Origin of the sequence: Negativicoccus succinicivorans, assembly GCF_018373335.1 — a bacterium.
In the GTDB taxonomy this organism is placed as follows: Bacteria; Bacillota; Negativicutes; order Veillonellales; family Negativicoccaceae; genus Negativicoccus; species Negativicoccus succinicivorans_A.
Genome location: NZ_JAHAHH010000041.1, coordinates 1 through 11,781, shown reverse-complemented (window position 1 = coordinate 11,781; position 11,781 = coordinate 1). Strand labels below are relative to the sequence as shown.

The 11,781-nt window shown below is 53.8% G+C and carries 12 protein-coding genes and 4 tRNA genes; 1 reads left to right on the top strand and 15 read right to left on the bottom strand.

Going from position 1 to position 11,781, the window contains the following annotated elements:
• Positions 1–158 precede the first annotated feature (158 nt).
• The 5 genes from KH813_RS04270 to KH813_RS04250 form a co-directional block, all read right to left on the bottom strand.
• A complete protein-coding gene (locus KH813_RS04270) occupies positions 159–338 on the bottom strand; it encodes a hypothetical protein (protein WP_303993648.1) in 180 nt (59 codons plus the stop codon).
• Positions 329–1,864 (bottom strand): glutamine-hydrolyzing GMP synthase, encoded by a 1,536-nt coding sequence (gene guaA, locus KH813_RS04265; RefSeq protein WP_303993645.1) that lies wholly within the window; start codon positions 1,862–1,864, stop codon positions 329–331. Before guaA ends, KH813_RS04270 begins: the two co-directional genes overlap by 10 nt.
• 75 nt (positions 1,865–1,939) lie before the next feature.
• Positions 1,940–2,896 (bottom strand): 3'-5' exonuclease, encoded by a 957-nt coding sequence (locus tag KH813_RS04260; RefSeq protein WP_303993642.1) that lies wholly within the window; start codon positions 2,894–2,896, stop codon positions 1,940–1,942.
• The gene (gene dcd, locus KH813_RS04255; protein ID WP_075938583.1) at positions 2,893–3,426 is read right to left on the bottom strand and encodes a dCTP deaminase; all 534 of its coding nucleotides are present in this window, start codon (positions 3,424–3,426) and stop codon (positions 2,893–2,895) included. Before dcd ends, KH813_RS04260 begins: the two co-directional genes overlap by 4 nt.
• The gene (locus tag KH813_RS04250; protein WP_075938582.1) at positions 3,423–3,887 is read right to left on the bottom strand and encodes a hypothetical protein; all 465 of its coding nucleotides are present in this window, start codon (positions 3,885–3,887) and stop codon (positions 3,423–3,425) included. The genes dcd and KH813_RS04250 overlap by 4 nt, the downstream gene beginning before the upstream one ends.
• 119 nt (positions 3,888–4,006) lie before the next feature.
• Here KH813_RS04250 and KH813_RS04245 point away from each other — a divergent pair, with 119 nt between their 5' ends.
• A complete protein-coding gene (locus tag KH813_RS04245; protein ID WP_303993635.1) occupies positions 4,007–5,611 on the top strand; it encodes a peptide chain release factor 3 in 1,605 nt (534 codons plus the stop codon).
• A gap of 106 nt (positions 5,612–5,717) precedes the next feature.
• On the opposite strand, the gene KH813_RS04240 is transcribed toward KH813_RS04245, so the two are convergent.
• The 10 genes from KH813_RS04240 to KH813_RS04195 all read right to left on the bottom strand — a co-directional run.
• Positions 5,718–5,793 (bottom strand) — tRNA-Ala (locus tag KH813_RS04240).
• 95 nt (positions 5,794–5,888) lie between these two features.
• Positions 5,889–5,964, bottom strand: a tRNA-Lys gene (locus KH813_RS04235).
• A gap of 214 nt (positions 5,965–6,178) precedes the next feature.
• Positions 6,179–6,255 (bottom strand) — tRNA-Arg (locus KH813_RS04230).
• A 3-nt stretch (positions 6,256–6,258) separates the two neighbouring features.
• Positions 6,259–6,335: transfer RNA gene (locus tag KH813_RS04225), tRNA-Pro, on the bottom strand.
• 46 nt (positions 6,336–6,381) lie between these two features.
• Entirely contained in the window at positions 6,382–7,809 is a 1,428-nt protein-coding gene (locus KH813_RS04220; protein WP_303993633.1) for an APC family permease, read from the bottom strand.
• Entirely contained in the window at positions 7,806–8,243 is a 438-nt protein-coding gene (locus KH813_RS04215; protein ID WP_303993630.1) for a hypothetical protein, read from the bottom strand. The genes KH813_RS04220 and KH813_RS04215 overlap by 4 nt, the downstream gene beginning before the upstream one ends.
• Positions 8,244–8,292: 49 nt before the next feature.
• Positions 8,293–9,477, bottom strand: a complete 1,185-nt coding sequence (locus KH813_RS04210; RefSeq protein WP_303993627.1) for a DUF3084 domain-containing protein — start codon at positions 9,475–9,477, stop codon at positions 8,293–8,295.
• Positions 9,478–9,487: 10 nt separating this feature from the next.
• Complete coding sequence (locus KH813_RS04205; protein ID WP_303993625.1) at positions 9,488–10,576, bottom strand: LptF/LptG family permease; 1,089 nt, start codon at positions 10,574–10,576, stop codon at positions 9,488–9,490.
• 51 nt (positions 10,577–10,627) lie between these two features.
• Entirely contained in the window at positions 10,628–11,353 is a 726-nt protein-coding gene (gene lptB / locus KH813_RS04200; protein ID WP_303993622.1) for an LPS export ABC transporter ATP-binding protein, read from the bottom strand.
• Between the two features lies 1 nt (position 11,354).
• The coding region (locus KH813_RS04195) for an LptA/OstA family protein (RefSeq protein WP_303993618.1) at positions 11,355–11,781 on the bottom strand (427 nt) is incomplete at its 5' end.

Here is an 11,781-nt window from a genome sequence, read left to right as displayed (position 1 = left end):
TTAATTATCATCATTTTTTGCTCATAATTAAATCTATATCATCAGTAAAGATAAACTATAGTTTAGGAACTATAGTTTATCTTTACTATTTTTTGTAATATCCCACCTTTCTACCTTTATTTTGTTCCCATTTCCGTAGTCAAGTAAATCTTCTCTATTTAAATTTTTAAAATTTTGTTCAAACTTCCTAATCCGTATGAAGATAGTAAGTATGCATCTTCTGGATCACATAATTTACAATATATAAATAATTGATCTAAATCATGTAAATTTAATGCTGTTTTCTTAGCTTCGATAAAATAAATTTCTGCTTTATCATTCCATTTAACTATTCCCATTCGATCGTCGCCGGGGGTTTGCCGGTGATGTCGTAGACGACTCGGTTGATGCCTTCGACTTCGTTGACGATGCGGTTGGATACGATGTCAAGGACTTCGTACGGGATGCGAGCCCATTCGGCGGTCATGAAGTCGGTGGTAGTGACGCCGCGCAGCGCGAGCGTGTACGCGTAGGTACGGCTGTCGCCCATGACGCCGACCGAGCGGTTCGAGGTGAGTACGGCGAAATATTGGTTCACTTTGCGATCCCAGCCGGCGTTTTTGATTTCTTCCCGCCAAATGGCGTCGGCTTCCCGCAAGGTGTCCAGTTTTTCTTTGGTGACTTCGCCCATGATGCGGATGCCCAAGCCGGGTCCCGGGAAGGGTTGCCGCCAGACGAGGTAATCGGCGAGGCCGAGTTCTTCACCGAGTTCGCGCACTTCATCTTTGAAGAGATCGCGCAACGGTTCGATCAAACCTTTGAAATCGACAACGGCCGGAAGTCCGCCGACGTTGTGATGGCTTTTGATGACGGCGGCGTTGCCGGTGCCGCTTTCCACGACGTCAGGGTAAATGGTGCCCTGCGCGAGGTAGTCGACTTGACCGATTTTGCGGCCTTCTTCTTCAAATACGCGGATAAATTCTTCCCCGATGGTTTTGCGTTTTTGTTCCGGATCGGTAATGCCTTTTAAACGTGCGAGGAAACGATCGGCGGCGTTGACGCGGATGAAATGCATGCCGCTGTCGGCAAAGGCGGCTTCGACTTCGTCGCCTTCGTTTTTACGCATTAAGCCGTGATCGACGAAGATGCAGGTAAGTTGCGAGCCGACCGCGCGCGATAAAAGCTGCGCGCAAACGGACGAATCGACCCCGCCCGAAAGAGCGAGCAATACTTTGCCGTCGCCGACGGTGGCGCGAATTTCCTGAATGGCCGTCTCGGCGAAATGTTCCATCGTCCAGTCGCCGCGGCAACCGCAGACGTCTAAAATGAACGAGCGCAGCATCTGCATGCCCTCTTTGGAATGGTTGACTTCCGGATGGAATTGCACGCCGTACAGTTTGCGACGGGTGTCCGCCACCGCCGCGACCGGCGTGTGCGCGGTTTTGCCGATGACTTCAAAGCCGGCCGGCGGCGCTTCGACGTAGTCGCCGTGGCTCATCCACACATCGGTTTCCGCGGAAACGTTGACGAAGATATCGCCGTCCGCCAATTTTTGCACTTTGGCATAGCCGTATTCACGGGTAATCGGCCGTTTAACATCGCCGCCGAGCTCCCGACACATCCACTGCATGCCGTAGCAAATGCCGAAGATCGGGATGCCCGCTTCAAAAATGCGAGCGTCGAGTCGCGGCGCGCCGTCTTCGTAAACGCTCGCCGGTCCGCCCGTAAAGATAATGCCTCGCGGTTTTTCCGCCAATATCTCGTCCAAGTCGCGCGTATAGGAAACAATTTTCGAATATACGCCGCATTCACGCACGCGGCGCGCAATCAGCTGCGCGTACTGCCCGCCGAAATCAACGATGATAATTCGTTCTGTCGGTACCATATGAATCTCCTCTAATACATAGTTATTTTACTGTTTTATTATAGCATGACGTGCGTCGCGCATACGACTTTCGCGTCAACGAAACGCGGGGTTGCTTTTCGCCTCGTGCAGCCGACGGCGCATTGTGTTGCGGCCGGCGACGTCCCGATACCAGGCGATCAGGGAAGGTACCGCCCGATACGTTTCGCGCGCGACGCCATGCACGGTGCCGCGGCCTTTTTTATATTGATACGTTTTCCAGCGAACGAGGTACCGCTTTCCCAAGTGATCCATCGCGAGCGCCAGCAATGTGTGCCGCCGCAATCGCTCCGGCTCGGTCAAGTCCAGCGGCGCGTCCTGATCGGGCAGGTAAATTTCCCAAATGGCGGGATCCGCCCAAGCGGATTGACTGTCGCGGTAACCGTCAAAATACTGAAATTCGACGGTCGGACGAAATTCGAGCGGGCCCAGGTTGCGATGAAAATCGTATTCGCGAATGGCGCGCCGCAAGGGCAGGCGTTCGCAAATTTGCGCCGTATACGCTGCGTCATTGACCGCGCGATGCGCGTCGTCCGCCATCGCTACGCCCATGTATTCGGCCGCGCGCGCCAAGCCGTATTGCTCGTAAGTGTCCAAGCAGTAGCGCCCGAAAATTTTTTGCGCATCGTACCAGGGTTTGAGCCAAGTCCGCGGCAAATGATGCAGACGCAAGTTTTCCGCCAGTACCTGCCGATCGGAGGTCCCCCATGAAAGCAGCAGCGCGTCCTCGCCGCACCAGCGGTTAAATTCCGTCATGACGGTTTTGAAATCATCTTCCTCCTGCAACATCTCCCAGGTAATCCCCGTCAATCGCTTGACGTGCGGATGCATTCGGCGCAGAAAACTCGGCTTCACCAAGCGATCGAAGCGATCGCTTAAATCGCCGTCGCCCGCCATGCGAACCGCGCCGATCTCGATGATTTCGCCGGAAAGCGGAAACCCGATCTCGTTTTGCATCGCCAACTGGTACGGCACGAGTTCGTTCCATTCCAAATCAAAGATAATGCAGTTCATGCGTCGTTCTCGCGTTCAAAGTCCTTGTATAAAAGGCTCGGCTGAATGCCTTGATTGTGCTGATATTTGCCGCTCTTATACGGCTCGTAGTCGCCTTCGATCAAATGGTAATAGATTTGGCAAAGTTCCACGTTGGGGTAAATTTTGATCGGCTGCACGCAAAACATTTCCAGCGTCCAATACCCCGCGAAACCGACATCGCCGAAGCCCGCGGTCACATGGATAAAAAGTCCCAGCCGGCCGACCGACGAACGTCCTTCGAGCATCGGCACAAGCCCTTCCGTGCGGGTGTACTCCGCCGTGCGTCCCAAGTAAAGCCGCTGCGGCTCCAGCCACAAACCGTCCTCAGGAATCACGATGCGATGAGCGGTGTTTTTCTTTTTCATATCGAGCTTCGGTTCATCATAAACTAGCAATTCGTTCGCCAAGCTCAAATTGTAACTGTTCGGGTTCAGTCTTCGCGGATCAAAGGGCTCAATAAAAATATTTTCGCCCAGCCGCCGCTCAATTTCTTTTCCGGATAAAATCACTTTTGCCCCACCTTGCCGCTATATAACTCTTTCATGCGCCAGACTTGCGCCGCCACTTTATCCGCGCGACGCGCGCCGATCGGCAAACGCCACCATTCGACAATACTTTCCGCCCGCGGACTGTACCCGCGACAAACGACGTAGCGCTTTTTCGGATTCTCGTGTTCACCGTCGATAAAAGGCTGCACATTCACTTCATAGATATAATTCCAGGGAATTAAAATATTGCTCGCCAGCAACTTCGCTCCCTTACTGTCCAAGCGCAACAACTTGGTCGGGAAAAAGTAGCCGTACAGGCAATACAAAAAGGCAATCGCACACGCCGCGACAAAGATTTCACTGCCGCGCACTTTCATGATCTGCCAAACCGCGACCGAGACGGCCGTGACAAATGCGAACGCGCCCATTTTCTGCAAATAATCCCGCTTGTCTTCACGAATAAAAACCGGTTTCATGCGCACACCCTTTCTCCTTTTGATGTCTTTTATTATACCTTTTATCGCCCGCCCCAACAACCGCCCGCGCGCTTTCAAGGAAACGCGGATCATGTTATAATTTGGAGATATGAAGGAGTGACAGTATGAACTTTACGCAAGAAATCAACCGTCGCCGCACGTTTGCCATTATTTCGCACCCGGATGCCGGCAAAACGACGCTGACGGAAAAATTATTACTTTACGGCGGCGCGATCCACCTCGCCGGTTCGGTCAAGGCGCGCAAAACGGCGCGGCACGCCGTTTCCGACTGGATGGAAATCGAAAAGCAGCGCGGCATCTCGGTCACGAGTTCCGTTTTGCAGTTCGATTATGACGGACACCGCGTCAATATTTTGGATACGCCTGGTCACCAAGACTTTTCAGAGGACACCTACCGCACATTGATGGCGGCGGACAGCGCCGTCATGCTGATCGATGTGGCGAAAGGCGTCGAGGTGCAGACGGAAAAACTGTTCCGCGTGTGCGCGGATCGCGGGATTCCGATTTTTACTTTTGTCAATAAAATCGACCACTTCGGGCGCAATCCGTACGACCTGATGTCCGAACTCGAATCCATGCTCGGTATTCGCGCCTGCCCCATGAATTGGCCGGTCGGCATCAACGGCAAATACCAGGGCATCTATGAGCGCGAAACGGATACCGTGCACGTGTTTGAACGCTCCGGCGATCACGGTCAGAACAAACTCGCCGTGACGAGCGGCAAACGCACGTCGCCTGAAATTCAGTCCTTGCTCAGCGAAGAAGTGCTCGCCCAGCTGGAAGAAGATATTGAGCTTTTGGATGTCGCGGGAGATCCGTTCGACGCGGAAAAAATCGCGCATGGCAAGCTGACCCCGCTCTACTTCGGCAGCGCAATGACGAATTTCGGCGTGCAGCCGTTTCTCGAAAGCTTTTTGAAAATGGCGCCCGCGCCGGCACCGCGTCCGGCGCAGGAAGAAACCGTTCAGCCGCAAAATGAAGATTTCTCCGCGTTCGTTTTCAAAATCCAGGCGAACATGGACCCGAAGCATCACGATCGCATTGTTTTCATGCGGATTTGCTCGGGACAATTTGAAAAAGGCATGAGCGTCTTGCATCGGCAATCGGGCAAAACGATCCGCCTGACCCAGCCGCAACAATTTTTGGCGACGGAACGCACGATTATCGAATCCGCCTACCCCGGCGATATCATCGGCGTATTTGACCCGGGCACGATGGGCGTCGGCGATACCCTCTGCGATCCGAAACATATCGTCACCTTCGCCGATTTCCCGGTGTTTCCGCCGGAACTTTTCGCGCGCGTCGCGCCGAAAGACAGCCTGAAACGCAAGCAGTTCCTAAAGGGAATGCATCAGTTGGCGCAAGAAGGCGCGATTCAAATTTACACGCAGGGCGAAGGCCGCGAATCCTTTATCATCGGCGCTGTCGGTCAGTTGCAATGGGACGTTCTGCAGTATCGTCTGCAAAACGAATACAATGTCACGGTGGATCTGATCCCGCTCCCGTACAGCGTCGCGCGTTGGGCGTTGAACGCCACGCCGGAAGATCTTACCGGGCTCGGCACGTCGATGATCGTCTACGACAGCAAACAACGTCCGGTCATTTTGCTCGCCAATGAATGGCAAACGAATTGGCTCACCGAACGCAATCCGGGCGTGACCTTTGTAGCGTCACCGCCGATCGTCACGATGGAGCAGGAAGAAAAATAAAAAAGAGTCGCTTGACTCTTTTTTTATTGCGCGCTTTTTCCCGCGTAAAAATTCCATTTGTTCGCAACGAAAAAATCCGTAAACCGAAGTTTACGGATTTTCGATTTGGTGGAGATAAGCGGGATCGAACCGCTGACCTCTTGAATGCCATTCAAGCGCTCTCCCAGCTGAGCTATACCCCCATGTGTAACGCTCATAGTATACAAAAATCATATGCCTTTGTCAAGATTTCATGATAAAGTAAAACCCCGCGGTAGGACGGCCGCGGGGAAAAGGGTGGTGGACCACCAGGGGTTCGAACCCTGGACACCCTGATTAAGAGTCAGGTGCTCTGCCAACTGAGCTAGTGGTCCATGACAAGGTCTATTATATTACGCAGGGCGTTTTTTGTAAAGAAATAATTTAGCACTCCGCGCCGCTTACCATGCAAAAATTTACTCCGATCGGCGTGGTTTTTCCGCCGAACCATGTCTCCCCATTTGGATTCTATTTTACGATCAGCATATTCGTCGGTCAAAAGACGGACAATAAAAAGCACCTCTGCGTTGGCAAAGGTGTTTTTTCGCATGGTGTCCCAGGAGGGATTCGAACCCCCGGCCCACGGCTTAGAAGGCCGTTGCTCTATCCAACTGAGCTACTGGGACAAATGGTCGGAGCAGCAGGATTTGAACCTGCGACCCCCTGATCCCAAATCAGGTGCGCTACCAAACTGCGCTATGCCCCGATCCGACGGTATAACAGGATAATTTTATCAGTTTTGTTAAATCGTGTCAATTCCGCGCCGTCTTCACGCGCTTGCCGCGGAACATGTATAAAACCGCGCCGAAACATAGCCAGCCGAGTAAAATGAGCCATTCGACCCAAGTCAGCGCGGCGGGACTGCCCGGTACCACCAGCAGCGCAATCACGGCGCCGCCGGCGAGAACGCCCGCGCCGATGCCGACTTTTCCGCCCGGCACTTTGTACGGCCGCGGCAAATCCGGCTCAAGATTACGCAGACGGTAGCAGGCCATCGTCACCATGGTGCACGGCACGATAAAGGCTAACGCCGCGACTTCGGTGAGCGGCAACAGCATGCTGTACCCCAAAAACGGTCCGATAACGGTCAATACCGCGAGTAAAATATTGGCCGCTTTCGGCGTGCCCGATTTCGGATCGACATGCGCGAAGACGGCGGGTAGTTGCCCTTTACGTCCCATCGCCAGCATGATGCGGGCCGTCGCCGAGAAAAGGGAATTCATCGGTCCGAGCGGTCCGATCGTCGCGATGGTAAGCATGACCACATACAGATAAAAATGGATCGATTGTAAACTGGAAAGCGCCGGAATCGGCATTTTGACAAATTCCGTCCACGGCAAGATCGTGCTGAAGGCATAAATGCAAACGAGGTAAAACACGCAGGAGGCCAACAGCGCCCAACTGATGACGCGACCGAATTGGTGCCAGTCGAGATCTTCATGCGCTTCTTCCGCCTGGTCGGGAATCGTATCCAGGCCGGTGTAGAAAAACGGCGTCAATACGAGCACCGCGGCGAGACCCGTCCAAAAATTCGTTCCGTTCGTCGCCGCCGCGGGACCGGTCACGACCTCAAACCACGGCAAAAAGTTTTGGGGGCTGCCCTTGAAGAAGGAAACCGCCATCGCCACGCACATGCCGAAAAGCAAAGTGCGCGTCAAAAAGGTCTGCAGACGCGCCATTTGCAATGAGCCGCGAAAGTTTTGCCAGATGACGTAGCCGGAAAACAGCAAGGCGATCAATACCGGATACAGATAGACGTCCGACCCCATGATCGTATACAGCTTATACGCGCGTAAAACCGGGAAAATTTCGGCGACGAGTTGCGTTATGATCGTCGCCACGGCCAATGATTCCCAAGGGCATAAAACGCCGTCTCCGAACGCGAGCAACCAACCGGCGACAAATGACGCCTTGCTGCCGAACGCGCGTTCAATGTATTCGACAATACCGCCCGAGATAGGAATGGCGGAGGTAAGTTCCCCGAATACCGCCGCGATCGGCAAAAGCGTCAGCGCGCCCAGCAAAAAGGCAACCATGGCCGCCAGCGGGCCACCGCCGACAATGACCCAATCCCCTACCATCAAAATCCAGCCGGTACCGACAATCGCGCCGAAGCCGATATTAAAATAATGCGAAACGGTCAGCGTCTTTTTTACATGTCCTGTTTCCGCCGATTTCATTGTTCCCCCCTGCGGGCATGCGCCAGCTGTTCCGGCATATCGTTGCCCAAATAAATTTCCGCAATAATCCAAGCGACAAAATCATCTACCGGTTCCGGCGGCGTCTGCCATGATGTCGGAATCAGTTTGCGCCAACCGCGCCGCGGAGTGCAACGCCAGTAACGGATTTTCCCCATCTCCGTAGTGTAGCTTTCATCGACTGTCGCATAGCCGACCTCATGCTCCCGCGCCAACCGCTCTAAAAGACGTCCGATTTCTTTACTGCGCGTACCGTTACCGCTGACGATTTGCGTGATCGGATAGCGCTGAAAAACGGTTTGGCAGAACGGCACCAAATCGTTTGTCGGAACAATTTCTTTATGTATCAGCTCGGTATCTTCACGGACAACCGCCGTTCCCGTTTTCGCCGAACCCGGATCAATAGCTAAAATCATACTTCCTCTTTTTCCCACAAAAATCCCCGCCGCAGCGGGGATAAAATATCTATTTCGCAGTGACGATAATATCAATGTGCACGGGCCCGTCCGTATAGATATCCTGCTTGGCCACGGCGCGGAGATTGACGTTGCCTCCCTTCGCCGCGATTTCCTGAATGGTGTTGAACAACTGCAATCCGTCCACCTGACCGACGGTGCCTGTCAACGGATCCGGCAAGACGCCTTTTTGCTTAGCCTGCTGATTGACATCCTGCAGAAATTGCAACACGCTCATTTCGATATTGCCGCGACCGCTGTACGCGGAAAGGTCCGCCGCGTACACCGTCTCCCCCTGCCGATACAACAGCAGATCGTCATGAATGACAAAGTCGACCCAGGCGGGTTCGCCATAGATGATGTTGCCCGCCGCTACCACGCGGACCAGTTTCTTCCGGTCGGTGTCCTGCAACTCCGTCGATGCTTTCTCCAATGTCGCCGGCAGCACACGAATAAGCGTAGTGCCTTCCTGTGTATTGAGCTGTTTTTGCAGCAGCCGATTCGTATCATTTAACACGTTCACCAAGACCTGTTGTGCCTGATCCGCGCTCAAATGGCTTTCGACAACAGCGCTGGAAAGTATCTGACCGACGCGGAAGACGACTTGCCCTTCGCGCAGGCTGACGATATTGGTGCGTAAACGTTCCGCTTCCGCATCCAGTTTCTGAATATTTTCAGTCAGCTCGCCGCGCATCGCTTCCAATTGAGCGATTTCTTCGGCGGACGCGTGCACATCGTCCTGCGCTTTACGATACGCCTCTTCGACCACTTGCAGCTGCGCCCGCATGTAGCTTTCCTGTTCCTGCGCCAGCGCCAATTGCGTATTCGTTTCGCGCACGCGTTCGGTCATGCGATTGTATTCCGTGGTTTGTTCCGCCAGTTGGGCTTTACTGCGTTCCAATTCAGCATTTTTTTGCTGCACTTCGCTCCCCAAACGGCCCAATTCACCTTGCAATTGTTCCATGCCGAAAAGCGCCGTCCGAACGTTCTCGGAAAGAGCGCTGAGAACGCCGATCGTCATCAAGGCGATCATGATGCCCGTGAGCACCGTAACGAGAATCGACGTGTACTTCGGTCGCATGCCGAAGAGCGAAATTCGTTTTTTGCCGACCTTGCTGCCGATTTTATCGCCCAAGAAAGCGATCAAACCGCCCATTACGGCCAGCACGCAAAAAATTAAAATGCCGATTTCCATACCTGCTCCTTTACCGTGAGACGCGACGGATCAAGATGATTCCCGCCACGACCGCCAAGATATTCGGCAGCCAAACCGCCACCGCCGGCGCAAGCACATGCCCCTCGCCCAGCGCCGCGGTAAATGTCATTAACGCATAATAGATAAAAATAACGATGACGCTCAGTCCGAAACCGAGGGACGATGAAGAACGCTGCCGCTGCACACCGAGCGGCGCGCCGATTAACGCGAACGCGAAGCTCGCGAAGGGTAATGAAAACCGCTGATGCAATTCCATTTGCAGGCGTGTCGTATCCGCATACGCCGCTTCAAAAGCCTGCATCTGTTGCCTTAATTCATGGATCGTCATCGTTTCCGGCTTTTTCTTTACTTCCGTCACCTGCGAAGGCGTCGCCGTGAACGGTAAGACCTGCTCTTCAAACCGCAACATGCGATCCACGCCATCGCCGCCCGAAAGATCGTAAACAGTGCCGTTGGATAATACCCAATGGCCGTCCTGCCAACGCGCCTCGGGCGCGTTTTCTATCCGCACCAACTGATTATTTTGAAATTCCTGAATGGTAATCGTCTGCAGAACTTCGCGCTCATTGTCATACTTGCGAGCGTAGAGCAAATGCCGAATCGAGTCATCGTTGACGTCTTTCAATACGATGTGTTCATGCACCTGCGGTTTGACATTGTTCTTGATTTCATTATTAATGGTGTATTCGTATGCATACGTGGCGGCCGGAACAACGTATTCGTTAAATAATACCGTCGCCATGCTGATGCCCAAACTCAACGCGATAATCGGCGCGATGAGACGCGTGAAGCTTTGTCCCGCCGTGCGCATGACAATGAGTTCGCTACTGCCCGACGTCCGCGCGACGGTCATTAACGCCCCCAGCAAGACCGACATCGGGAAAGTGTACACGATAATCCTCGGCAAAGCCAGAAAAAACACCTTAGTGACCGCCCATACGGAGGCCCCGTAAGAAGTCAAAAGCTGCGCAATACGAAACAACAGGTCCGCGCCGATGAAAATCGAGGTAAACGCGGCGACGCCAAATAAAAAAGGCGCAACAAACTCCCGTAACATGTATTTATCTAAAATCCGCATACGCATCTCCTGATCTTGCCTCTTTTATCTTATCACATTTTTCCACAGCGTTTAGGTTAAACGGAAGTTCTCGCCAAGATAAAATTTGCGCGCCAGCGGGTGTTCCGCCACCGTATTGGCATCGCCTTCGAGAAGAATCTTTCCTTCATTCAAAATGTAGGCGTGATCCACAATCGCCAAGGTCTCACGCACATTATGATCGGTAATCAACACGCCGATATCGCGTTCCCGCAAGTGGGAAATGACGGACTGAATATCCGCGACCGCGATGGGATCGACGCCCGCAAACGGCTCATCGAGCAAAATAAATTGCGGATCATGGCACAGGCAGCGCGCGATTTCCACGCGCCGACGTTCCCCGCCCGAAAGCTGACTGCCCAACCGCGTTTCCACTCGTTCGAGGCCGAATTCCGCCAGCAAAGAGTTCGCCCGTTCATCGCGTTCCTTCGGCGTTAAATCCTCGCGCGTCTGCAAGATCGCCAAGAGGTTGTCACGCACGCTGAGCTTGCGAAAAACGGATGCTTCCTGCGGCAAATAGCCGATGCCGTACCGCGCCCGTTTATGGATCGGCTCCCGCGTAATATCCGTATCGTCAACCGTAATCGTACCGCTGTCCGGACGCACGATACCGACCATCATATAAAAGGTGGTGGTTTTCCCCGCGCCGTTAGGCCCCAGCAGACCGACCGCTTTGCCCCGCTCGACATGAACGCTGACGCCGTCGACCACGCGCCGTTTCTGGTAGGATTTCGTGAGATTATGAGTAGCGAGCCGCATCTTATTGCCCGCCTCTGATGACGAGCGTGCTGCGCCCTTTCGTTTCGACCGCCTGTTCTTTCAAGCGCACCTCCAGCGCCGGCCCGTTCAGCGTGTTGCCGTTCTGCACCGCATGGGCGTTGCCCGTGAGCACGGCGAATCCGTCATCCGCGCCCGGTGTCTGCGTGTACGTGATCGCATCCGCTGTGGCTGTAAACGCCTGCTCCGGATGGGAAAGGCTGACTCCGCCCGTGCCGATCATGCGAATTTCATTCACATAGGCTTCGATGTGGCCCGCCGTCATTTCCGTACCCGGTACGGCCAGGTACGCATCACCATCAATCGTGCCGTAACCGTCCGACGGACGATACGTGACGGTGGCGCCGCGCAAGGTGCGGTCATCCGCATGCATTTCCACGCCGCCGGACGCCGCCAGCGATTGATCGGCA